This window comes from Curtobacterium sp. MCLR17_051, assembly GCF_003234395.1.
In the GTDB taxonomy this organism is placed as follows: domain Bacteria; phylum Actinomycetota; class Actinomycetes; order Actinomycetales; family Microbacteriaceae; genus Curtobacterium; species Curtobacterium flaccumfaciens.
The window spans coordinates 1-23,321 of sequence record NZ_QKTA01000021.1 but is presented as its reverse complement, the minus strand read 5'-3'; the positions used below and the strand labels follow the sequence as shown (position 1 = coordinate 23,321).

17 protein-coding genes are annotated in these 23,321 nt (G+C 72.4%); 5 read left to right on the top strand and 12 right to left on the bottom strand.

All coding sequences use genetic code 11. The features are described 5' to 3' along the window. Positions 1-11 precede the first annotated feature (11 nt). Positions 12-1,010: a stage II sporulation protein M gene (locus DEJ06_RS15395; RefSeq protein WP_111039895.1), complete on the bottom strand. Its 999-nt coding sequence runs from the start codon at positions 1,008-1,010 to the stop codon at positions 12-14. 42 nt (positions 1,011-1,052) lie between these two features. On the opposite strand from DEJ06_RS15395, the gene DEJ06_RS15390 reads away from it, so the two are divergent. Then, positions 1,053-1,922: an RDD family protein gene (locus DEJ06_RS15390; protein ID WP_111039894.1), complete on the top strand. Its 870-nt coding sequence runs from the start codon at positions 1,053-1,055 to the stop codon at positions 1,920-1,922. A gap of 119 nt (positions 1,923-2,041) precedes the next feature. On the opposite strand, the gene ahcY is transcribed toward DEJ06_RS15390, so the two are convergent. Both ahcY and DEJ06_RS15380 read right to left on the bottom strand, forming a co-directional pair. Further along, entirely contained in the window at positions 2,042-3,520 is a 1,479-nt protein-coding gene (ahcY, locus tag DEJ06_RS15385; protein WP_111039912.1) for an adenosylhomocysteinase, read from the bottom strand. A gap of 105 nt (positions 3,521-3,625) precedes the next feature. Continuing rightward, on the bottom strand, positions 3,626-3,841 hold the full coding sequence (locus DEJ06_RS15380; protein WP_111039893.1) for a DUF3499 family protein: 216 nt from the start codon (positions 3,839-3,841) through the stop codon (positions 3,626-3,628). A gap of 59 nt (positions 3,842-3,900) precedes the next feature. On the opposite strand from DEJ06_RS15380, the gene DEJ06_RS15375 reads away from it, so the two are divergent. Then, positions 3,901-4,341, top strand: a complete 441-nt coding sequence (locus DEJ06_RS15375; RefSeq protein ID WP_071405768.1) for a metallopeptidase family protein — start codon at positions 3,901-3,903, stop codon at positions 4,339-4,341. Between the two features lie 58 nt (positions 4,342-4,399). Here the strand turns inward: DEJ06_RS15375 and DEJ06_RS15370 are convergent, their stop codons facing one another. The 5 genes from DEJ06_RS15370 to manA form a co-directional block, all read right to left on the bottom strand. Then, positions 4,400-5,809, bottom strand: coding sequence for a DUF5719 family protein (locus DEJ06_RS15370; protein WP_071405767.1), 1,410 nt, complete (start codon positions 5,807-5,809; stop codon positions 4,400-4,402). Then, positions 5,806-8,643, bottom strand: a complete 2,838-nt coding sequence (locus tag DEJ06_RS15365) for a glycosyltransferase family 2 protein (protein ID WP_111039892.1) — start codon at positions 8,641-8,643, stop codon at positions 5,806-5,808. Before DEJ06_RS15365 ends, DEJ06_RS15370 begins: the two co-directional genes overlap by 4 nt. Before the next feature lie 178 nt (positions 8,644-8,821). Beyond that, positions 8,822-9,154: a WhiB family transcriptional regulator gene (locus tag DEJ06_RS15360; protein ID WP_081827389.1), complete on the bottom strand. Its 333-nt coding sequence runs from the start codon at positions 9,152-9,154 to the stop codon at positions 8,822-8,824. A 188-nt stretch (positions 9,155-9,342) separates the two neighbouring features. Beyond that, positions 9,343-10,305: a UDP-glucose 4-epimerase GalE gene (gene galE, locus DEJ06_RS15355; RefSeq protein WP_071405789.1), complete on the bottom strand. Its 963-nt coding sequence runs from the start codon at positions 10,303-10,305 to the stop codon at positions 9,343-9,345. A 100-nt stretch (positions 10,306-10,405) separates the two neighbouring features. Further along, positions 10,406-11,614: a mannose-6-phosphate isomerase, class I gene (gene manA, locus DEJ06_RS15350; protein ID WP_111039891.1), complete on the bottom strand. Its 1,209-nt coding sequence runs from the start codon at positions 11,612-11,614 to the stop codon at positions 10,406-10,408. A gap of 66 nt (positions 11,615-11,680) precedes the next feature. Here manA and DEJ06_RS15345 point away from each other — a divergent pair, with 66 nt between their 5' ends. After that, complete coding sequence (locus DEJ06_RS15345) at positions 11,681-13,060, top strand: O-antigen ligase (protein WP_111039890.1); 1,380 nt, start codon at positions 11,681-11,683, stop codon at positions 13,058-13,060. 13 nt (positions 13,061-13,073) lie between these two features. Here the strand turns inward: DEJ06_RS15345 and DEJ06_RS15340 are convergent, their stop codons facing one another. Beyond that, positions 13,074-14,426: a hypothetical protein gene (locus tag DEJ06_RS15340; RefSeq protein WP_111039889.1), complete on the bottom strand. Its 1,353-nt coding sequence runs from the start codon at positions 14,424-14,426 to the stop codon at positions 13,074-13,076. A 107-nt stretch (positions 14,427-14,533) separates the two neighbouring features. On the opposite strand from DEJ06_RS15340, the gene DEJ06_RS15335 reads away from it, so the two are divergent. After that, complete coding sequence (locus DEJ06_RS15335) at positions 14,534-15,820, top strand: O-antigen ligase (protein ID WP_128780653.1); 1,287 nt, start codon at positions 14,534-14,536, stop codon at positions 15,818-15,820. A 168-nt stretch (positions 15,821-15,988) separates the two neighbouring features. On the opposite strand, the gene DEJ06_RS15330 is transcribed toward DEJ06_RS15335, so the two are convergent. Next, the gene (locus DEJ06_RS15330; RefSeq protein WP_111029478.1) at positions 15,989-16,735 is read right to left on the bottom strand and encodes a polyprenol monophosphomannose synthase; all 747 of its coding nucleotides are present in this window, start codon (positions 16,733-16,735) and stop codon (positions 15,989-15,991) included. Continuing rightward, a complete protein-coding gene (locus DEJ06_RS15325; protein ID WP_071405761.1) occupies positions 16,732-19,218 on the bottom strand; it encodes a glycosyltransferase in 2,487 nt (828 codons plus the stop codon). The genes DEJ06_RS15330 and DEJ06_RS15325 overlap by 4 nt, the downstream gene beginning before the upstream one ends. A gap of 138 nt (positions 19,219-19,356) precedes the next feature. On the opposite strand from DEJ06_RS15325, the gene DEJ06_RS15320 reads away from it, so the two are divergent. Continuing rightward, the gene (locus DEJ06_RS15320; RefSeq protein ID WP_181437347.1) at positions 19,357-20,643 is read left to right on the top strand and encodes a glycosyltransferase; all 1,287 of its coding nucleotides are present in this window, start codon (positions 19,357-19,359) and stop codon (positions 20,641-20,643) included. A 117-nt stretch (positions 20,644-20,760) separates the two neighbouring features. On the opposite strand, the gene DEJ06_RS15315 is transcribed toward DEJ06_RS15320, so the two are convergent. Continuing rightward, positions 20,761-23,321 (bottom strand): hypothetical protein (locus DEJ06_RS15315; protein WP_220036966.1); only part of this gene is annotated, 2,561 nt, incomplete at its 5' end.

The window sequence follows — 23,321 nt, the reverse complement described above, 5'->3', positions numbered from 1 at the left end:
CGGGACGGACGTCAGCCGGCCACCAGGGCGGTGGAGCCGCGCTCGAACTCCTCGAGGTCGCCGCGCTCCCCCGCTCGGTACGCGCGGCCGCCGAGCACCCACTGGTAGGCGAGCACCGCGACCAGGGCGAGGGTGCCGATGCCGATCTTGATCGGCCACGGCCAGTCCTGCCGCGTCACCACGCCCTCGACGATGCCGGACAGCAGCAGGGTCAGGGTCAGACCGATCGCGATGGTGATGAGCGCACGGCCGTCCTCGGCGAGGGCCTGGGCGCGCGTGCGTCCGGGCCCCGGCGCCACCCACGACCAGAAGATCATCAGCCCCGCACCGCCAGCGAGGAACACCGAGTAGAGCTCGAGCTGCCCGTGCGGGGAGATGTAGAGGAAGAAGTCGGCCAGGCGCCCCTGGGAGTGCATGATCGCCGCGGAGACCCCGAGGCTGACGGCGTTCTGCATGATCGAGAACGGCACGAAGACCCCGGTGATGCCGAACGCCACCATCGTCGCGGCGATGTAGGCGTTGTTCGTCCAGACCTGCGCGGTGAAGGCCCCGAGGCCACGGTCGGAGTAGTAGTCGACGAAGTCCTGCGTGGCGTACCGGCGCAGGGCCTCGTCGCTGCCGAACGTCGCCGTCGCACCCGGGGTGGTGGTGATCCAGACGGCGACGATCGCCCCGATCGCCACCGTCGCGAGCGCGACCCAGATCGTCACCCAGCGGATCCGGTAGAGCGCCGCGGGCAGCTGCCGCGTGAAGAACAGGGCGACGGCGGTCAACGGGTCGACGGGCGTGCCGGTGAAGCGCAGGCGGGCGCGGAACAGCGTGAGCGAGAGCCGGTCGCCGGTCACGGTGCGCGGCGCGGCGCCCCGGATGCGGGCGAGGTCGGTCGCGGCCTCCTGGTAGCCGGCGACGAGCCGGTCGACGTCCGCGCCGGACCGGTGCCGGGCACGCGCCAGACGGTCGAGCTCCTGCCACCGGTCACGGTGCACCCCGGTGTAGGCATCCAGGTCCACGTGTTCCCCCTCAGGTCGCGCGATCTCCGACAGAATGATCCCATGCCGAAGCCCCGCACGCCGCGTGACCTCGCCGACGCCCGGTTCTCGCGCGACCTCGACGAGACCGCCGACGAGCTGGTGGTGGGCGAGGGCGTCGCGCTCGACGTCCAGCCCGCCGGACTCGTGCTGCGGCTCGCGGCCGCGCTGCTGGACGGCCTGTGCGTCCTCGTCCTGTTCGTGCTCGCGCTGTTCGGCGTCTGGCGGCTCTGGCCGAGGGGACTCGAGCCGGCCTGGGGTGCTGCGCTCAACATCGTGCTGCTCGTCGTCGTGCTCGTGCTGGTGCCCGCGGCGGTCGAGACCGTGACGAAGGGGCGGAGCGTCGGACGGTTCGCCACCGGCACCCGCGTCGTCCGGCTCGACGGCGGCGCGATCGGCTTCCGGCACGCCTTCACGCGGTCGCTCGTCGGCCTGTTCGAGCTGTGGATGACGTTCGGCTCGGTCGCCCTGCTCGTCGCGCTGTTCGGCAGTCGGCCGCGGCGCCTCGGGGATCTGCTGGCGGGCACGATCGTGCAGCACGAGCGACTGCCGAAGCAGCGGGACCCCGAGGTGCTGCTGCCCCCGGAGCTGACGGCCTGGGCCGGCGTCGCGGACGTCTCGGCGCTGCCGCAACGGTTGGAGAACCGCCTCGGTGCGTTCTTCCGCGGGGCTGCACTGATGCGCCCCGAACTGCGCGAGGCGGCGGCGCAGACCCTGGCGGCCGAGGTGTCCGCGTTCGCGCACCCGGTGCCGCCCGTCCCGCCCGAGGTCTTCCTGGCCGGGGTCGTCGTGCTGCGGCGTCGTCGGGACGTCCGGGCGCTGGGGGCTCGCGCCGAACTGCTGACCGCCGCGGGGGCGACCGCGGCGGCGCCCCCGCCGGGCTTCCCGCGCTGACGCGCACCGCGGCGCCGGGACTGCTCGCAAGACACCGGTGTTCGCACTCCGAACACCCGCGTGCGGGGGTTCAACGTGCGAACACCGGTGTTCAGCGGAAGCGGGCAGCCCCGCCGCGCTCAGTAGCGGTAGTAGTCCGGCTTGAAGGGACCCTCGACCGGCACACCGATGTACGCCGCCTGCTCCGGACGCAGCGACGTCAGCTGCACCCCGAGTGCGTCGAGGTGCAGTCGCGCGACCTTCTCGTCCAGGTGCTTCGGCAGCACGTACACGCCGGTCGGGTACTCCTCGCGCCGGGTGTGCAGCTCGATCTGCGCGAGCACCTGGTTCGTGAACGAGTTGCTCATCACGAACGACGGGTGCCCGGTGGCGTTGCCGAGGTTCATGAGCCGGCCCTCGGACAGCACCAGGATCGACCGCCCGGTCGGCAGCCGCCACTCGTGCACCTGCGGCTTGATCTCGACCTTCGAGACGCCGGGCAGCGCTTCGAGCCCCGCCATGTCGATCTCGTTGTCGAAGTGCCCCACGTTCGCCACGATCGCCAGGTGCTTCAGCCCGAGCATCTCGTCGACCCCGACGACGCCCAGGTTGCCGGTGCACGTGATGACCATGTCGACGGTGTCGACGACGTCCGCCAGGCGCGCGACCTGGTAGCCGTCCATCGCCGCCTGCAGCGCGCAGATCGGGTCGACCTCGCTGACGATGACGCGGGCGCCCTGCCCGCGGAGCGCCTCGGCCGCACCCTTGCCGACGTCGCCGTAGCCGACGACGAAGGCGACCTTGCCGCCGATGAGCACGTCGGTGGCCCGGTTCAGGCCGTCGGGCAGCGAGTGCCGGATGCCGTACTTGTTGTCGAACTTCGACTTCGTCACCGAGTCGTTCACGTTGATCGCTGGGAACTTCAGCTCGCCGTTCCGGAACAGCTCGTACAGACGGTGGACGCCCGTGGTGGTCTCCTCGGTGACGCCCTGGATGTCGGCCGCGATCCGGGTCCAGCGGTCGGAGGACGTCTCGAGCGACCGCGCGACGGTGTCGAGCACGATCTTCCACTCGGTGCTCGCGTCCGGCTCGGCGACCGGAGCGGCACCGGCCGCCTCGGCGTCGGCGCCGGTGTGCACGAGCATCGTGGCGTCGCCGCCGTCGTCGAGGATCAGGTTCGGCCCGGTCCAGTCGGCACCCGCCGCGGCGGCCTCGTCGCTCCAGTCGAAGATGCGGCTGGTGCACCACCAGTACTCCTCGAGCGTCTCGCCCTTCCACGCGAACACCGGGACGCCGGCGGGGGCGTCCGGGGTGCCGGTGGGCCCGACGGCGACGGCGGCCGCCGCCTCGTCCTGGGTGGAGAAGATGTTGCAGCTGGCCCAGCGCACCTGCGCGCCGAGGGCGACGAGCGTCTCGATGAGCACCGCGGTCTGCACCGTCATGTGCAGGGACCCGGCGATGCGCGCGCCGGCGAGCGGCTGCGCCGCGGCGAACTCGTCACGCAGGGACATCAGGCCCGGCATCTCGTTCTCGGCGAGGCGGATCTGGTGCCGGCCGGCCTCGGCGAGGGACAGGTCGGCGACGCGGAACGCAGCAGCGGTGCGGGTTTCGGTGGGCATGCCCACCAGTCTTCCATGCCGGGAGGCGCGGATCACCAGCCGATCCCGGTCACGTTCCCCGGGCCTCCAGACCGACCCCCGCACCCAGGTCGCGAACGTGAGCCGTCAGTCGGCGTCGCGCGGGAGCGGCTCGCGCCGCACCACCTGCCAGCCGCGCGGGACGCGCAGGGCGGCAGCGTGCCGGGCGCAGAGGTCGTAGCCGTGCGGCTCGACCCGGGTCGACAGCGGACCGACGACCACCATGGAGTCGCCGTAGTCGTACGTCAGGGTCGACGAAGCGCTGTTGGCACACGCCACCTTGCTGCAGATCCGCACGTCCATCTCGACAGGGAGCCTAGCGGAGCGTCCGGCGCGCACCCGTCCCCGCGTACGATGTGGGGATGCGTCGGAAGCCTCGCCTCGTCACCCCGGTCGACCGCGGTCGGGGGCGCTCCCGGCACGGCCGCGGTGGGCGCTCGAGCGTCACCGGGCCCGAGCTCGCGCCGATCATCACCCGCGCCGAGGCGTTCGACCGGATCGTCGGCGACAGCGCGCACTACCTGCTCGGACTCTGGCCCGAGGAGCTCTCCGGCGTCGTGTTCCAGGTGGCGGACATGCCGAGCGACACGACCCTGCCGGACGAGATGCCGCGCTGGCGGATCGACCGCGACACCCGCCGCGTGACCGTCTTCCGGATCCCGGTCGAGCGGGTGAACCGGAGCCCCGAGAAGGACGACTCGGACCGCCGCATCATCATCGAGACCGCGGTGTTCCGCGCGGTCGGCGAGCTGATCGGCAAGGACCCCTGGGACCTGGCACCGGACCGCTACCGACACTGGTGAGCCGGGCGGACCGCGCCGGCCCGTCGTGCCGCCGGCGCTGGGCTGACCGCGCCCGGCGTCAGGGGTAGACGCGGACCGGGGTGGAGACGTCGGTCGCCGGGCGCACCGGGAAGCCGGCGATGCCGTCGGCCCCGCGGTAGGTCACGCCCGCGACGATGCCCTCCGTGCCGGTCAGCGTGAGCTGCTTCGCGGTCTGCACCGGGAGCGTCACGGTCGCACCGGACAGGATCTTCAGCGTGCGCCGCTCGTCACCCGACCGCACCGTGACGGAGCGGTCCTGGCGGGTGGGGTTCACGAAGTTCAGCCGCACGCCCTCGCCCGGGGCGATGGCGGTGATCGTCCGGTCGCCCAGCGGCTCGGCCGAGGCGAACCACCCGAGGTCGGTGCCGCTGCTGGCACCGTCGGTCGGCGTCGTGGTGCGTGCACCGGTGACGACCGGCTCGGTCGAGGTGACGGTGAACGAGTACCGTCCGTCCGGGAAGTCGTCGAGCGCGACGTCGGTGACGACCCCGGGCTCGGCGGTGGCGTTGACGGTCGTGCCGCCGCCGTCGGCCGTGCTGATGCCGAGGGTGACGCGCGCCGACTTCGTGCCGGGGACGAACAGCCGGACGATCGGCGCCGCGTCGGCCGTGTCGTCGCCGCGCTGGGCGGCCTGCGCGTCGGCGAGGGCGACGGCGGGGATCACCTGCGAGCGGGACGGGGCCGCTCCACCGGAGACGATGTCGTAGCCGCCCGGGGTGAGGGTGCGGACGACGGACTCCTGCATGTGCGCGACGATCTGGCCGCCGGACGACGTGACGTGCACGACCGTCGAGGCGGCGTCGGACACGAAGCCCGACAGCGGGACGACCTTCTGCGTGTTCGGCGCGACGACGATGCCGGTGGTCCCGGGCGCGCTGACCGTCCCCGAGCCGTCGAAGATCGTCAGGTCGACCGTGGCGTTCACGTCGGTCGGGTTCGAGAGCGTGACGAGGCTCGTCCGACCGGTCTCCGTCGAGCCGCCGACGAGCCACGTGGACTGGGTCGGGTCGTCGCACGAGGCCGCGCCCGCCCCCACCAGGTCGCCGCTCGACACACTCTGGAAGCTGCTGCCCGCGACCTGCGGCGTCGTCTCGCCAGCGGGCGCCGTCAGGAGCCGGGGGTCGCTGCCGCCGGTGGTCGAGGAGTCGAGCGAGGACCGCTCGACCGTCGAACCGGTCGTCGCGGTCGCGACGGTCGCGGTGCCGACGGTGCTCGCCTGCGTCGCGTCGTTGCCGGCGTCGTCGGACAGGCGCAGCGCACTGCCGGCGCAGACACGCTCGGCGGCCGCGGGGACCGGCGTGACGGTGCGTCCGGCCGGTCGACCGGGTTCGGACTCGGTGCCGATGGCGTGGGCCGCGGTGACGGCACCCGCGGCGACGACGACGGCGACGGCCGTGGCGGTGCCGCGGACGATCCAGCGCCGGACCGAGGAGGGGTTGGTGCTCATTCGTCGCGCTCCTCGTCGAAGGTGGTGGCGGGTTCCTCGGCCTCGATGACGTTCGAGGTGGCACGGCGGCGGCGGGGGGCCGTCGGGACCGCGAGGAGTGCTGCGGCGCCGAAGACCACGCCGAGCACGACGAGGTACAGCACGTGGGTGGCCTGGGTCGCCGCGGAGCCGGAGCGGGTGCGGTCGACCTCGCCCTCGTAGTGGAACAGCTGGCCGTTCGTGGTCTCGCCGATGCTCGTGAAGAGCGCGTTCTGACCGATCGCACCGGCGGCCCGGTCGTGCACCGTCTGCGCCTCGGGGTCGTCACCGGCGTCGTCGATGAGCACGAAGCTCACGCCGAGCTCGCGGAGCGCCGGCCGGGGGTCGTACCCGCTGCGGCTCGCCAGGTTGCCGGCGAGCGTCGTCAGCCGTGCGCCGGACTCGCTCAGCCGGAGTGCGGTGGCGTCGAGCGTCGACTGGTCGTCGAGGGTGGAACCCTGCCCGCGCTCGAGCGTGACGGCGAGCGAACCGTCGTCCTGCGGGACGACCACGAGCGTGCCGACGTCCGGGTTCGCCTGGGCCTCGGCGTTCACGTACGCGCTGAGCACCCGGCCGGTGGTCGGCTCGATCGTGGCGGTCCCGAGGTAGAACGCCGCGAAGGCCGGAGCCACGGCCACACCGGCGAGCACGGTCGCGACGAGCCCGGTGACCGGGGCGGCCTTCGGCAGCACGTCGATGCCGATGCAGGCCGCGACCACGAGGGCGAGCCAGTACACGGACAGACCGCTGCCGGGCCAGACGATGGTGGTGGTCGAACCGACACCGGTGACCGTGACGTGGGTGGCGGCGAAGGCCGTGGCGAAGCCGAGGAGCGCGATGACGAGCGCCGAGCCCGCGACCGCCCAGCGGTGGCCGAGCATCGCCCCGATCGCGGCGGCGGCCACGGGGAGCGCGAGGACGGCCATCACGATCGGCAGGACCGTGGCGACCAGCGCGAGTCCGGACGTCGCGGGGAGCCAGCCGCTCCAGTCGGGCAGGGGCTGTCCGATGGCCAGCTGGAGCGCGGACGGCGCCCGGGTCGCGGACGGCGCACCCGGGTCGGCGAACACCGCGAGCAGGTTGCCGCGTGCGGCCTGCGCCAGGATGAGCGGCAGGAAGAGCACCGCGGTCGGCACCGGGATGAACAGACGACGGTGGGCCCGGCGCCAGCCGACCAGGAGCGCGACGAGCCAGCCGACCAGCAGGACCGGCAGCAGCGACGGCGCCGAGGCGGCGACGACGGCGAACAGGAGCGACGCTCCCGAGGCCCAGGCCCACGAGCGGTGCGCCTCGAGCACGGCGACGAACAGCCACGGCAGCACCAGGTGCGCGATCACGGCGCCGAGGTGTCCGGTCGTCACCGCGCCGACGAGCGACGGGGCGATCGCGTAGAGCGACGCACCGATGACCGGCACCCAGGTGCGGGTCGTGACCTTGCGGACCGCGAACCAGGCGCCGAGAGCGGACAGCGGGAACGCGACGAGCATGACGAGCACGACCGCGGTGGACGGCGACCAGAAGACGATCGAGCCGAGCACGGCGAGCACCGCGGCGAAGGGGTCGGACGGGCCGGTGAAGCCCGTGCCGAGCGAGTGGAAGCCGTACCCGACGTTCTGCCAGAGCTGTCCAGGCGTCGCGGAGAGCGGCAGGAGTCCCCCGCCGGTCAGGGCCGGCGACCCGAGCAGCGGGTAGAGCGTCACGACGCTGAGGACCGCCGCGGCCAGGACCACCCAGATGCCGCCGTCGCTCAGGAACGACGCCCGGGCGATCGGGGCGTCCTCGGCCCGGGCGAGTTCGACGTCCCGCGAGGTGGTGCGGTGCTCGTGCACCCGACGCCAGCTCACGCGGAGCGGTTCGACGGCGGCCCAGCCGAGCTTCTTCGTGCGGGCGAGGTTCTTGCGCGCCCGCCCCGTGCCGCCGCCGAACGCGACGGCGAACGCGGCGGAGAGCTCGGGGACCACGGCGGCGGGGTGCTTCGCGACCAGGTGTCCGAGCGCGCGGCCGATCGCGAACGGCACGAGCGTGAGCCAGTGCAGCCAGACCAGCGCGGCGGGCGCGTACGTCATCCGGCGGTGCAGCTGCGCCTGCCGGTGCATCCGGACGCGCCGCGCTTCGGACACGCGCTTGCGGCCGAACTCCTCGATCGGTCCGGCGCTGGTGACCTTGGCCTCCGGCACGAGGGCGACGCGGTGTCCGGCGAGGCGGACCCGCACCGAGAAGTCGAGGGCCGCGTCGACGTCCGGCAGCGCCGGGTCGAAGCCGCCGAGTTCGTTCCAGACCGAGCGGCGCACGAGCATGCCACCTGCGGCGACACCGAGCACGTCGGTGTTGCGGTCGTGCTGGCCCTGGTCGAGCTCGTCCTGCACCAGCACGATCGACCGGCCGAAGCGGGTCATGCTCTCGCCGAAGGCGCGGATGAGCGAGGGGTCGTCGTCGGCGACGAGCTTCGGACCGGCGACGACGACCGAGGGCGCGATCTCGACGGCGGACAGCAGGTCGGCGAGTGCGGTCGGTGCCGGCGCGTTGTCGTGGCCGAGGACCCACAGCCACTCGTCGACCGGCTCGTCGGTCGCGGCGGGCGGCGCGCTGCGCTCGCCCTGGCGGACGGCGTCACCGAACGCGGTACCGGCTGGAAGCCGGACGAGCTGCGCGGACCCGCCGAAGGACAGTTCGGCGGTCGATCCGTCGGTCGTGCCAACGTCGACGACCACCAGGTTCTCGGGGTGGCGGGTCTGGGCGGCGAGCGCGTCCAGGGTCCGGTCGAGGTGGGCCGCCCCGTTGGCGGCGACGAGGATCGCGGTGACTCTGGGCTGCATGACGGGCGTCACTCTACGGTCTGGAGGCGCGGTGTCGGCTGCGGACGGCGGCGCGCCGTGAACCTTTGGATGCGCTCACTGCGCGGTGCGGGACGGGCGGAGGTGGTCGCCTTCCGGCGCCTTCGTCGCAGGCTCCTCAGGGGCGCAGTCGCACGGCGCTGGCGCGCCGTGAACGCTCCTACGCCCTTTTCCGCAACTTGCGGCGTTCACGCTCGGAGAGGCCGCCCCAGATGCCGAAGCGTTCGTCGTTCTCGAGCGCGTACTCGAGGCACTGTGCCCGGACCTCGCACGAGGTGCAGATCTTCTTCGCCTCGCGCGTGGAGCCGCCCTTCTCGGGGAAGAACGCCTCGGGGTCGGTCTGCGCGCAGAGCGAGTCGACCTGCCAGGCGAGCGGGTTCTCCTCGTCGTCGGTCTCCGGACGTCGGACACCCGGGACGCCGAGCGCCACGGGATCGACGTGCCAGTCCTCCGGAACTCCGGCGTGGAACTCGGAACCGTTCACCCTGATCACCCCTGCCGCCTCGACAACGAACCCCAACTCTTGCGGCCGTTGCCTGTAATTACAGCGGTGTCATTCGCCTGAGTCAAGTCGCGGATCATAGAAGGCACTGACCGCTCCAGCGTGTCATGTCCCCCGTTTGGGCGTGTCGCAGCGCTCGGGTGGGCCTTCCGGGGGACAACTGACTCGTCCTCAGGCGCTCAGGAGGCGCTGCGACGGGCCTCCCAGGCGCTCGACACCATCTCGTCCAGGGAGTGCCGCATGGCCCACTCGAGGTCACGGGCGGCGGCTTCGCCGGTCGCGACGATGCGGGCCGGGTCGCCGGGGCGCCGCGGTGCGATCTCGGGGTCGAAGGCGATCCCGGTGCCCGACGCCATCGCGTCCATGATCTGCCGGACGCTCACGCCGTCGCCGCTGCCGAGGTTGTAGGCACGCTCGAGCGGCTCCCCCGCCTCGAGCTTCCGCGCGGCCACCGCGTGCGAGTGCGCCAGGTCGGCCACGTGCACGTAGTCGCGGACGCAGGTGCCGTCCGGGGTGGCGTAGTCGTCGCCGTTGATCCGCGGGGTCCGGCCGGCGAGCAGCGCGTCGAAGACCAGCGGGAACAGGTTGTGCGGGCTGGCGTCGTACAGGTCGGGCTCCCCTGAACCGACGACGTTGAAGTACCGGAGCGACGTGGTGGTGAAGCCCGCGGCGACCTCCATGTCGCGCAGCAGCCACTCGCCGATGAGCTTCGACTCGCCGTACGGCGACTCCGGGTTCTTCGGGGTGGACTCGACCACGGTCTCGACGTCCGGCGTGCCGTAGACCGCCGCGCTGGACGAGAAGACCGCCTTGGTGACGCCGGTCTCGGCCATCGCGCGCAGCAGGGTCGCCATGCCGGTGACGTTCTGCTCGTAGGTGTGCAGCGGGCGCTCGACCGAGACGCCGGCGTACTTGAACCCCGCGACGTGGACCACGCCGGTGACCTCGTGCTCGCGCAGCGTGCGTGCGACGAGCTCGCCGTCGAGGATCGTGCCCTCGACGAACGGCACGTCGTCCGGGACGAACGCGCGGAAGCCGCTCGACAGATCGTCGAACGCGACCGTGTCGATGCCGGCCGAGCGCAGTGCTCGGACGACGTGGGACCCGATGTACCCGGCACCGCCGGTGACCAGCCAACTCATGCTCGCCACGCTAGCGGACGTCGGCGACGCCCCGGTGGCGGTGTGCGGGTCCACGCCACGGCGTGCGGCCCCGCGCTGGTCCCGGTGCCGGTCCGCGCCCCTAGGCGCCGGTGGCGATGAACACGGTCGACGTGATGCCGTCGGAGGAGTCCGCCTCGACCGTCACGTCGCCCTCGTCCGGCGTGATGAAGCACGACTCGCCCTTGCGGAGCAGGGTCGCCGACTGCGCGCCGACGAGCGTGACGACGCCCTCGGTGCAGATCGCGATCGACGGCCCCACGAGCGGGGCGACCCCGCCGGTGCTCAGTCCCACCGGGCGACCGTCACCGTCCACCCGCAGCAGCGCGAAGCCGACGCCGTCCGGCGCGAACCGGTCGACGCCCTGGGCGATGCGCTCGGGCTCGAGGACCGGTGCCGGGTACGCGGTGAAGTCGAGCACCCGCAGGAGCTCCGGCACGTCGACGTGCTTCGGCGTGAGCCCGCCGCGCAGCACGTTGTCCGACGGCGCCATCAGCTCGATGCCGAGTCCGTCGAGGTACGCGTGGATGTTGCCGGCGGGCAGGTACATGGCCTGCCCCGCGGTGAGCGTCACCCGGTGCATGAGCAGGGAGACGACGATGCCGGGGTCGCCGGGCCAGCTGGTCGCCAGGTCGCGGACGGTCGCGGTGTTCGGGGTGAGCAGGTCGTCGTCGAGCGAGACGGCCAGGTCGCTCGCGGCCTGCACCACGGCGAGCGCGGACTCGTCGGCGGTCTCGAGCCAGCGGACGGTGTCCTCGAGCCCGTGCAGCAGGTGCACTTCGAGCGGACCGAGGCGGCCGGTACCGGCGTCGAGCACGCGGACCTCGGCCAGGGTCTCCTCGACCGGGCGGAAGCCGCTCAGCGCCTCGAACCGCTCGCTCAGCGCGACGACGAGCTCGGGCTTCGGGAACGGGTCCTTGTAGTTGCGGGCCGGGTCGTCGAGCGGGATCCCCTCGCGCTCCTCGCGGGCGAAGCCCTCTTCTGCCTGCTCCGGGGTCGGGTGCGCCTGCAGCGAGAGCGGTGCCGCCGCCGCGAGCACCTTGAGCAGGAAGGGCAGGCCGGTGCGGTCCGGACCGAGTGCGGTCTCCGGCTCGTCGGCGATCCAGTCGCTGAGCGTGTCGGCCCCGCCGACCATGGCCGGGTTGACGACGACACTGGGGCTGCCGGCGTGGGCGCCGAGCCAGAGCTCCGCCTGCGGGGCACCCGTGACGGTGCGGCCGAGGAGCTCCGGGATCGCGGTGACCGAGCCCCAGGCGTAGTCGCGGGGGGTGTTCGTGATGCCGAGGAACATGGGCCAGAGCCTACCGGCGCTGCCAGCGGAGTCCTGCGGACGGCGGCCGGCCGGTAGCCTGGCGTCGTGACGAACACCTGGCCGCTGGCGCGCGGGACCGTACCGGAGCGCGAGGCGTTCGCCTTCGGGGCGACGACGCTGTTCGTGCTGTTCGCGGGCGACGCCGTGCCGAACACCCTGACCTGGGTCGGGGCCGGCGTCCTCTGGGCCCTCGTCGCGGCATGGGGCATCACGATCCTGGTCCGGGCGAGGCCACCGCTCGTCCGCACTCCCTGGGCGCTCTGGGCGTTCCTCGGCTGGTGCCTGGTGACCCTGGTCTGGTCGCACTGGCGGTTCGCGACGATCTCGAGCCTGACCGTGCAGGTGATCTGCGCGGCCGTCGCGTTCACGATCGCCTCGACCCTGACGTGGCGCCGGATCACCGACGCCCTGAGCCTCGCGCTCCGGTGGGTCCTCATGCTCTCGCTCCTGTTCGAGGCCGCCGTCGCGGTGTTCGTCCGGCACCCGATCGCCCCGATCTGGACGGACTACGGCGACCGCGACGTCCCCGACGCCTTCTACTTCTCGCGCGCCGAGCTCTTCACCGGGGGCCGGATCCAGGGGCTGCCCGGCAACGCCAACCTGCTCGCGATGGTGGCCCTGCTGGTCGCGATCGTGGTCGCCGTGCAGTTCGCCGAGGGTCGGATCCGCCGGAACCAGGCGATCGGCTGGCTCGTCGTCGCGGCGCTCGGTTTCGTCCTCACCCGCTCGTCGACGGTCATCGCCGCCGCACTCGTGGTCGCCGTGGTCGCACTCGCCGCCGTCTGGATGCGCCGTGTCCCGACCGAGCGCCGCACCCCGCGCTACCTGCTGCTGGCGGTGGGTGCCGTCGTCGTCGCCGCCGCCGCGTTCGTGCTGCGCGGCCCGGTGTCCGAGCTGCTCGGCAAGGGCTCGGACGCCACCGGACGCGGGGAGATCTGGGCCAAGGTCCTCGGCCTGATCGACCAGCACCCCGTGGGCGGCTGGGGCTGGATCGGGTACTGGTGGCCGGGCATCCCGACGCTCGCCGACCTGGCGCAGCGCAAGGGCGTCACGTACCTGCAGGCCCACGACGCCTACCTGGACGTCTGGATGCAGACCGGCATCATCGGCCTGGTGCTCTTCGCGATCTACGTGGTCACGACGCTGTCCCGCTCGTGGGCCTGCGCGACCCGCATCGGGTACGACGCCGCGCTGCGTCCGCGGTCGTTCGACCCGGTGTCACTCCTGCCGCTCCTGGTCGTCGTCGCCCTGCTCGTGCAGTCCGTCGCCGAGTCCCGCCTGCTCTACCAGGGGAACTGGGTGCTCTTCGCCCTGCTCGCGATCAAGACGCGCATCGTGCTGACCGGCGAGGAGCCGGTGTCCACCGGCGACGGTCCGCGCACGCCGCCCGCCAAGCGCGAGTTCCGCTGGGCCGGCACGCGCTGACCCGGACGCTCCCTCAGCGCGACAGCCACGAGCACGACACCGGGGACGACCACGGGTTCGACTTCACCCGGGCGACCTCGAGCGTCGGGTCCGCGTCGCACGCCGCCACCGCCGCCGGCAGCTGCCCCGCCCACACCGGGCCGCCGCTCCGCCGCGTGTCCGTCGGCGCGACGTGCAGGACCGCCGACGCGACGACGGCGGTGACCACGCACCAACCGGCCAGCGCGCCGACGAGGCGACCAGGGCCTCCCGTCCGTCCGGCAGCACGCGACCAGCTGCCGGCGTCCACGAGCGCGGCTGCGGCGACCACCGCGGCGCTCACCAGCAGCAGGCCGGCGGCCGCGGCGTAGCGCTGCGGCGGCACGGCGGCCATCGCGGCGACCGGCGCCGACCAGCGGAGACCGTCACCGCCGTTGGCGAGCAGGGCCACCCACCACACCGCGACGGAGCCGACGGCGAGGGCTGTGACCATCCACCGGGTGCGGGCCGGCCCGACCACGACGGCCGCCACCAGGACGACGAGCAGCAGGGCTGCGGGCACCACGACCACCGCCCAGCCGCGCTCGACCACCGCCGTCAGCACCGCACCGAGGTCCGGGTCCCAGGCGCCCGCCACGGGACGCAGCAGGTACCCCGCGAGCGCGTCGCGCGCCGCCGGCGACCCCGTGGCGAGGGCACGCGGACTCATCAGGGTCGTGATGCCCTGCACCGCCAGGGCGACGACCACGACGAGCGTGACCGGCAGCGCGGTCCACCGGCCGGCCGGTCCGGGCGTCCGGCCACGGGGCGTCCAGGCGAGGAGCAGCAGGGGCGCGAACAGCGCGGTGAGCGGTTCGGTGAGCACGGCCGCACCCGCGACCACGGCGAGTGCCCCGGCCGCCCACCACGACCGCGCGCGCCACGCGAAGACCCACGGCACCAGGACGAGCAGGAACCAGTGCAGGTTCGCCGCGTTGCCGCTGATCTCGTACGGGGCGAGCGGCAGGACGACGGGGACGGCGGCGAGCACCAGCCGCAACGGCCACGGGCGGACGACGTCGCGGGACAGCACGAACACCAGGGCGCAGACCCCGCCGACGGCCGTGCACGCGGCGAGCGCCACCACCTGCGCGTACCGCTCGGGCGGCAGCGCGTACCCGAGGTCGACGATGAGCCGCGGCAGCAGGTGCACGTACCCGGCGTAGGGGTGCAGCAGGGTGTCGACGGGACCCATCGCGATCCGTTCGCGCAGGAACACGCCGCCGTCCTCGGCCCAGACGGTGTTCCGCGGCACCGGGCCGAGCCGGTACCAGGCCAGGGCGGTCGTGAGCAGGCCGACGACGACCGCGACGAGGGGGACGCCGGCGACCCTGCGCGCGAGGTCCATCCGGTGAGGATAGTTCGGTCATCGCGCATCGTCGATACAGCCACACCGCGATGCGGTGTGCTCGTCACAAGGTCGTGCGCCAAGATGGACGCGTGACGGACGGCCGGGTGAGCAGACAGGTGCTCGGGCGCCGGTACCTCTCCGCCTGGATCGGCTTCTCGGCCGGTGGACGGTTCAGCCAGGCGCTCGCGACGGTCATCGTGCTGTTCGGGTTCGGCCAGCCCACCGTCGAGGCCCTCGTCGGCCGGGCGGGGACCTGGGCGGTGCTCGTGACGCTGTTCGTGCTCGCGGGGCTGAGCCTGCTCGGCCAGCGCTACCGGATCGAGTGGCACGGGGTCCTCCCCCTCTCGCTGCTGGCCTTCGTCGGGTACTGCGCGTTGAGCGTGCTCTGGAGCGAGTACTCCTGGGTGGCGCTCCGCGGACTGGTGCAGACCGTGTGCTTCATCGGCCTCGGGCTGTACCTGGCCCTCGGCCGCGACCTGGTGCAGGTGATCCGGGCCTCGGGCGACGCCTTCCGGATCCTGCTCGTGACGGCCCTCGGACTCGAGGTCCTGTCCGGCCTGGTCCTCGACGTCCCGTTCCCGGCGTTCGGCATCCGCGGCGACATCGCGTACGGCGGCCCGATCCAGGGCATCGGCGGCACGCGCAACTTCATGGGCTTCATCGCCGCGATGGCCCTGGTCACCTTCGTGGTCGAGTTCCTCACCCGCTCGGTCACGGTCTGGCGCGCGATCGCCTCGACCTCGCTCGCCGTCATCGCCCTGATGCTCGTGCAGTCGCCCATCACCGGGCTCGCGATGATCGCGCTCGCCGTCACCGCGCTGGCGCTCTGGTCACTCCGGCACGCACGACCGGCGACCAGACCGGTGGTCAACGGCGTCCTCGGTGCGGTCGTCCTGCTGACGCTCGCCGTCGGGGTGCTCGCCCGGCACCGTCTGCTCGCCGAGATCGGGGCGGCCGGCGGCACGGCCACCCGGACGGACCTGTGGTCGCAGATCCGGGTCCTGGTGGAGCGCTACCCGATCCAGGGCTGGGGCTGGGTGGGCACGTGGCCGACCGAGCCCGTGGTGCCCTACGTCACGCTCATCGACCCTGCCGGCGTCCGGTTCACCTCGGGCCTGAACGCCTTCGTGGACGCCTGGCTGCAGATCGGCTTCGCGGGCACGCTCATCCTCGGCATCACCGCGTTGCTCGCGTTCGCGCGTGCCTGGGTGACGGCGACGACGTTCCCCGGGGTGGCGTACGTGTGGCCGGCCGCCGTGCTCGTGCTGCTCGCCGTCACCAGCACGGCGGAGAGCTACCTGCTGCACGGCGCGGGGCTGATGTTCTTCGTGACGGTCCTCGTGATCGCCGCGCGGCGCCGCTCGTGGCGCCGGCACCTGCCGCGCGTGTAGCGGCGGTACGGCGCGACCCACCGACGGCCGGGAGGCCCGTGGCGGCCCCGCACCGCGCCTCCAGGCCGTCACGCCCAGCGTTCCGGGCCCGCGCATCGTGAGCAGGAACGGTCGCTTCTGCGGAGGCGACCCGACCGTTCCTGCTCACGAAGCGAGCGCGCGAGCGCGCTACGGGCGCGTGCGGCGACCGAGGCGGCGCTGCACGCCCCACTGGGTGACGCGGAGCATCGCCTCGAGGACGATGGACCGGCTCATCTTGGAGACGCCGTGCACGCGGTCACGGAAGCGGATGGGCACCTCGACGATGCGGCCACCGAGGGCGTCCACGCGCAGCGTCATGTCCACCTGGAAGCAGTACCCCTTCGAGTCCACCGACCCGAGGTCCATCCGCGCGATCGCCGACGAGCGGTACACGCGGTAGCCGGCGGTGATGTCCCGCACGTCGAGCCCGAGCACCAGGCGGGCGTAGGTGTTGGCCCCGCGGCTGAGCGCCTGGCGCCGGAGCGGCCAGTCGACGACCGACCCACCGGGGACCCAGCGGGACCCGATGGCGAGCAGGACGTCGTCGGACGCGGTCACGGCGTCGACCAGGGCCGGCAACCGGTCGGCCGGGTGCGAGCCGTCGGCGTCCATCTCGACCAGCAGCGGGTACCCGCGCTCCAGACCCCACCGGAAACCGGCGACGTACGCCGTGCCGAGCCCGAGCTTGCCGGAGCGCTGCAGCAGGTGCACCCGGTCGTCCGCGGCCGCCAGGGACCGCACGATGTCCCCGGTGCCGTCCGGGCTGCCGTCGTCGACGACGAGCAGGTGGGCACCGGGCACCGCCGCCAGCACGGCGGCGGTGATCGCACGGATGTTCTCCGCCTCGTCGTACGTCGGGACGATGACGAGGGCGGTGGTCTCCCCCGGGGTCACCGGTTCAGGCGCCGCTTCACCTTGCCGGCGACGCTGCGGGGGCCCTCGGTGCGCAGGTAGTGCACGGCACGGCCGAGGTCGTAGCGGACGCCGGAGAGCTTCTTGCGCTCCGGGACGCGGACGCGCATCTTGTGCGGCTCGATCGACGACGCGGTGTCGCGCACCGACTTGTCCGCAGCGCGGATCGGGTTCCGGCAGAACTCGACGAGCGGGGCGAGGACGTTCTCCCACGTGAACTGCTCGCGCACGCGGTCGACGTTGCCGATGAACTCGGTGCGGGCCTTCTTGTCGAAGAGCGCCGTCTCGAGCGCGGTGGCCAGACCGTCGATGTCCTGCTCGTGCACCGCGATGCCGAGCTTCTCTTCTGCGACGAGGTCACCGAACGAGTCGCCGGCCGTCGTGACGATCGGCAGCCGTGCCCACAGGTAGTCGAGGATGCGGGTCCGGAACGAGAAGGTGGTCTCGAGGTGCTCGTAGTGCGTCGAGACGCCGGCGTCGGCCTCGAGCAGGTAGGCGCCGCGCTCCTCGTACGGGATCCACTGGTCGTTGAAGAACACGTGCTTGCCGGTGAGCCCGAGGGCGTCGGCCTCGGCGCGGACCTTCGCGACGATGTCCATCTCGGGGACGTCGGGGTTCGGGTGCTGCACGCCCATGAAGAAGAGCTTCACCGACGGACGGCGCTCGGCGAGCTGGGCGATCGAGCGGACCAGGGTGATCGGGTCGAACCAGTCGTAGATCCCACCGCCCCAGACGACGAGCTTGTCGTTCTTGCCGATGCCCGGCACGACGCCCTTGACGCGCTGCTGGTCGTGGACCGGCGGCGTCGAGGACAGGCCGAACGGCACGACGCCGATGAGCGAGCGCAGGTCGGCGTCGCGCGAGTACGTGCGGGCGTTCACACGGCCGGAGCCGGCGAGCTGCCCGAGCCAGAACATCCGCTGGCGCTCGGAGGCGCAGATGAAGTAGTCGCCGAGCTCGAGCTGGTGGTTCAGCGTGTCCGAGGCGTCGAGGATCTGGCGGTTCCACTTGTCGACGTCGTCGCTGCGGCCCTGTTCGAGCTGCTCGAGGTGCAGCGGGTCGTAGACGTCGACGACCAGGATCTTGCTGGTCGACTCGAGCACCGGGAACAGCCGGAGCGCGTGGCCCTGCACGATGATGACGTCGGCCCAGCCCTCGTGCTCGACCATCTGGCGCGGGTGACGGTGCGGGACTGTGACGACCTCGTACGACGGGTCGATCGGCGACGAACGGGTCAGGCTGACCACGCGGACGTCGTGCTCGGACGCCAGCTGCTTGGCCATCTGCGTGGCACGGATCGCCGGACCGGCCATCTTCGCGCCGATCGAGTCGCCCGTGATGATGAGGACGCGGCGACGAGTGCCGACCTCGAGCACGCCGAGGGAGTGCACGATCTTGTCGTAGCCGGCCAGGTAGTTCTCGATCGGGTACGCGGGCTCATCGCGGTTGCCGAACAGGCGGAGGAGCTCACGGTCGGACCGGACGCGGGTCGCCTGGATCTGGCGGCGGGACTCGGTCATCGACGGCAGCTGCTCGACGAACTGGTCGACGCCGTAGATGCCCGCCATGCTCGTCTTCGGCACCGGGATCGTCGGGACGCTGTCGTCGCCGGGGTTGCGCAGGTCGAGCTCGGTGGAGTCGAGCTCCCCGCGGCCCACCGCACGGCGGACGGCGAGTGCCAGGGAACCGGGCAGCGCCGCGGCGAGCTGCTCGTCACCGAGGTTCTTGTAGAGCGTGAACAGCGCGTTCCGCTCGAGCAGGTAAGTCTCGCGGAAGTCGCCGAACTTGTTCATCGACGCGTGGTGCTTGTGGAACGCGACCGACTTCGGCTGGTACCGGAAGCGCCAGCCGAGCAGGTTGAGCCGCCAGCCGAGGTCGACGTCCTCGTAGAACATGAAGTAGCGGTCGTCGAAGCCGTCGAGCTGCTCGAAGAGCTCCGCGCGGATGAACATCGCGGCGCCGGTGCCGAACAGGACGTCGGTCTCGCTCTCCCACCGGCCGGTGTCCGGCGACCCGGCGAAGGGCTTGTAGCCCATGCCGTACCAGGTCATCGCGGCCTCGGTGAAGTCGACGTTGACGCCTTCCCAGTCGAGGACCTTCGAGGCGACGGCGCCGATGTCGGCACCGGAGGCGAAGGTGGCCATCGCCTCGCGCACCCAACCGGTGTCCGGGCGGGCGTCGTTGTTGAGGAACGCCACGACCTCGCCGGAGGACTTCTCGACGCCGAGGTTGCACCCCCCGGTGAACCCGAGGTTCGCACCCGCGTCGATCAGGGTGAAGTCGAGGCTCGAGGCCTTCAGACGCCCGAGGTGCTCGGGGCCCGAACCGTTCTCGACGACGATCACCTCGAGCTTGTCCTGCGGCCAGTCCTGCTTGCGGAGTTCCGCGATGCTCGTCAGGGTGTCGTCCGTGCCCTTGTAGTTCACGAGGATGACGGACACGACTCCCGGCTTGCGCTCTGTCACGCGAGTTCCTCCAGCAGCTGCCGCGCACCGGGCGCGGGTCGATGGGTCGGCCAACGGGGTGCCGCGGGCCGATGACACCCTACAAGGCGCGCCCAGGGACTCCCTGCCGCCGCTGCGGATTCGTGCAGAATGGCGTGCGTGACCGCAGTGATCCCGAGCACCCCCATGTCCTCTCCCCTCCGCGAGGACTACGCGGCCCTCGCGGCCGACGAGCACGCCGAGGGCCCCCGCGGCACGATCCGCTTCGCGGTGTCGACCGCCGATCCGTCCGAGGGCAAGGGCGACCTGTTCGTCGCGCTCGGGCTGGCGCGGGCGCTCCGGGCCGAGGGCTGGGGCGTCGCGATGTGGCCGCTCGAGCGCTGGGGCGAGGAGCTCCCCGCCGACACCGCCGTCGTGGTCAGCATGATCGAGTCCTTCGTGCCCGGGTACGTCCCCGCCGGCACCGCCCTGGTGGCGTGGGTGCGGAACTGGACCGCCAAGTGGGCAGCCCTGCCGTACCTCGACGAGTTCGACGCGGTCTGGACGTCGTCCGGGATCGCCCGCGACGCGATCGCGGCCGCGTACTCCGGCCCCGTCGAGGTGGTGCCGATCGGCGTCGACACCGAGCTGTTCACGACCGACGCCCCCGCACCGCGCGAGCGCACGGACCGCGCCGTGACCACGGTCAACTTCTGGGGCGTCCGCCGCCGCGTGCAGGACGTCCTCGCCGAGGTCACCCCGGCCGAACCGATCGTCTGGTTCGCCGCGAACGTCGACCACGTCGAGGCCTCCGCGGGCGTCGAGCTCCGCCCGGCCGTGTCCTACTTCGCCCTGCCCGAGGTCTACCGCGCCGCCGGCTTCGTCGTCGACGACGTCATCGAGCCGGCCGCCGAGTACGGCACCCTGAACTCCCGCCTGTACGAGTCGCTCGCGTCCGGTGCACTGCCCGTCACCGACTGCGCGCTCGGGCTCGACGAGCTCGGCCTGTCCGACGTGCCGGTGTTCGACGACGCCGACTCGCTCGAGCGCGTGCTCGCGATGCCCCGCGACGAGCGCACCGCCCTGGTCGCCCGGCTCCGCGCCGTCGTGGTCGAGCGGCACTCGTTCCGCAGCCGCGCCGAACAGGTCGGTCCGTCGCTCGACGCCGCCGTCGCCGCCGCCTCGGGCCGGAGCGGCGAGCGTGGCGCGTTCCTGCGGTGGGCCACCGCCCAGCGCGAGACGCTCCGGCAGACCGAGCACGACCGCGACGTCCACCTGGCCGGCGTGCACGACATCAACGCGCGCCTGGTCGCGTCGGAGCAGAAGGTCGGCGCGTACGACACCGCCCGCCGCCTGGCCGAGGCGGAGCGCGACCAGATCGCGGCCCGCTTCGAGGGCCTCACGCGCTCCCCCGAGTACCGGCTGCTGCACGGCGTGGGCCTGATGGCGCGGCGCGTGCGCCGCTGACGGCGGTCGACGCGACCCACGACGGACGGGAGGCCCGGTACCAGCTGGTACCGGGCCTCCCGTCCGTCGTGTGGTGACCGTCTACTGCACGGTGACCGTCTACCGCAGGGTGACCGTCTACTGCACGGTGACGGTCTTCGTGCCGAAGCTCTTGTAGGTGCCGCTCGGCAGGTCCTGGAAGTAGACGCGCACGGTGTGCGTGCCCTTCTTCACCCCGGTGAGCTTCCGCGACAGCCCGACGTCCGAACCCCAGTCCGGGTGCACGGCCTGCACGTCGGTGCGGGTCGCGTTGACGGTGCCCGGCGAGACGGCCACGCCGTCCAGGTGGATCTTGTACCTGACCGGGTCCCAGACGTCCGGGTCGATCGCCCAGCCGGCCACGGTGATGGTGCCCGTGCCGCCGGTGACGGACTCGTACAGGCCCTTGACCGAGCCGGTCTTGCCCGTCTTGCCGGTGGTCGGCGGGTCGGTGACCGTCACGCTCTTCGTGCCGAAGCTCTTGTACGTGCCGCTCGGCAGCTCCCGGAAGTACACGCGCACGGTGTGCGTACCGGCGGTCAGCCCGGGGATCTTCAGCGAGAGGCCGACGTCGGAGCCCCACGCGGGGTGCACGGCCTCGACGTCGGTCCGCTTCGCGTTCGCGGTCCCGGGGGCGATGGCGACACCGTCGACGTGGATCTTGTAGGCCACGGGGTCCCAGACGTCGGGGTCGATCGCCCAGCCGCGCACCGTGGCGCTGTTCACGCCACCGACCACGGACTCGAACGCACCCTTGACCGAGCCGGTCTTGCCCGTCTTGCCGGTCGTCCCCGACGCGTCGGGTTCGGCGGTCGACGCGGCGGTCACGGTCACGGACTTGGTGCCGAAGCTGACGTACTTGCCGCCCTGCAGGTCCTGGAAGTAGACGCGCACGGTGTGCTTGCCCGCCTTCAGGCCGGTGAGCCGGAGCGTCAAGCCGACGTCGGAGCCCCACGTGGGGTGCGTCGCCTCGACGTCGGTGCGGGTCGCGTCCGCGACCCCGCTGTTCGTGCTCACGCCGTCGACGTGGATCTTGTACTTGACCGGGTCCCACACGTCCGGGTCGATCGCCCAGCCGCGCACGGTGGCCGTGCCGACGCCGCCGGTGACGGAGTCGTACGACCCGCGCACGGCACCGGTCTTGCCGGTCTTGCCGGTGGTCGGGGCGTCCACGACGACCGACTTCGACGCGACCTTCACGTACTTCGTGCCGGGCTTGTCCATCACGTACAGCGTCACGGCGCGCGAGCCCGCGCTGATGCCACCGATCGTCTTCGAGAAGCCGAGGGTGCTGCCGACGCCGGGGTAGACCTTCGCCACGTCGGTGCGGGTCTTGTCCGCCGTGCCGGTCGCCTTGCTCACGCCGTCGACGAGGATCTTCCACGAGCCGGGCTTGGACGAGTCGGGGTCGAGGACCCAGCCGGTGGCCGAGATCGTGCCGACGCCACCGGTCACCGAGTCGAGGACGCCCTTGGGGGCCGCGCTCGTGATGGTGCGGGTGTAGCAGCCGAGCAGGGTGTTCGCCCCGCGGCCCTGGTTGATGGCGTAGCTGCAGACGGAGTGCTTGCCGAGGCTCAGCCCGGTCAGTTCGGCCGAGAACCCGTGCCGGGTGTTGTTCGCGCCGAGGGTGCCGGCCAGGTCGCTCCGGGTCTTGTCCGCGGTGACGGTCTTCGCGCCGGCACCGTCGACGTAGAACGCGACGCGCAGGGCGTTGGTGGTGTCCGGGTCGGCCGCCCAGCCGGTGACCGTGATCGACGAGGTGGAGGTCGCGGTCACGGAGTCGACGTCGCCGTAGGGGTTGCCGCCGCCGGCCGCAGCACCGAACCAGTCGGTGTACATGCGCCAGAAGTTGCGGTTGCCGTAGGCGGAGCAGCTGTCACCGGAACCGTAGAGGTTCGACATGGCCGCGGCGTTCGGGGTGTACGGGGTGTAGATGTACAGGCTCGCGGTGGCCTGGTTCTGGATGTAGACGGACTTCCGGCCGCAGGCCGCGTTCGGGTTGAGCAGGATCGAGTTCGTCCGGCCCGCCTGGTACGCCCACGAGGTCGGCGATGCCTGGTACCGCTTGAACTGCAGGGCCGCTGCGTAGACCTGCTGGCCGAAGCCGAAGTACGCCGGGTCGCACGGGGCGGTGTCCGGGCACGCGAAGCCGGTGGCGTGCAGGTACATGTAGGACGTCGGCGAGGACGTCGTGACGATGCCCTGCTCCTTCTGCAGGAGCACGAGGAGCACCTTCTGGCTGATGCCGCACGCGGCACCGACCTGGGCGATCATCGTCGCGGCCGACTTGGTGCCACCCGCGATGGCCGCGCACCGGCCGGAGACGGCACCGATCGAGCTCATCTTCTGCGAGAAGTCCTTGAGGCAGGCGGGGCCGCTCGACGACTTCCGGCAGTTCGGCGCGACGCTCGTCAGGAACGACTGCACGGCGGCGGCGTTCATCGCCGAGCCGTTGTAGAAGTTCGCGTCGCTGATGATGTTGCCCGGGTCGAAGTCCGAGGCGACCGCGGCCGAGGCCGACTGGGTCGTGGTCTGCTCCGCGAGCACCGTGCCGAAGGTCAAGCCGCTCACCGCGACGGCGAAGGCCGCCACCAGGGCGAGGGAGCTCCGGAGGGAACGACGGGAGCGGGCTCCTCGGGGGGAACGGGGGGAACGGGTGG

Coding starts and splice junctions, on each gene's coding strand:
- DEJ06_RS15390 (WP_111039894.1), top strand. CDS start 1,053: ATGCCGAAGCCCCGCACGCCGCGTGACCTCGCCGACGCCCGGTTCTCG.
- ahcY (WP_111039912.1), bottom strand. CDS start 3,520: ATGCCCACCGAAACCCGCACCGCTGCTGCGTTCCGCGTCGCCGACCTG.
- DEJ06_RS15380 (WP_111039893.1), bottom strand. CDS start 3,841: ATGGACGTGCGGATCTGCAGCAAGGTGGCGTGTGCCAACAGCGCTTCG.
- DEJ06_RS15375 (WP_071405768.1), top strand. CDS start 3,901: ATGCGTCGGAAGCCTCGCCTCGTCACCCCGGTCGACCGCGGTCGGGGG.
- DEJ06_RS15370 (WP_071405767.1), bottom strand. CDS start 5,809: ATGAGCACCAACCCCTCCTCGGTCCGGCGCTGGATCGTCCGCGGCACC.
- DEJ06_RS15365 (WP_111039892.1), bottom strand. CDS start 8,643: ATGCAGCCCAGAGTCACCGCGATCCTCGTCGCCGCCAACGGGGCGGCC.
- galE (WP_071405789.1), bottom strand. CDS start 10,305: ATGAGTTGGCTGGTCACCGGCGGTGCCGGGTACATCGGGTCCCACGTC.
- manA (WP_111039891.1), bottom strand. CDS start 11,614: ATGTTCCTCGGCATCACGAACACCCCCCGCGACTACGCCTGGGGCTCG.
- DEJ06_RS15340 (WP_111039889.1), bottom strand. CDS start 14,426: ATGGACCTCGCGCGCAGGGTCGCCGGCGTCCCCCTCGTCGCGGTCGTC.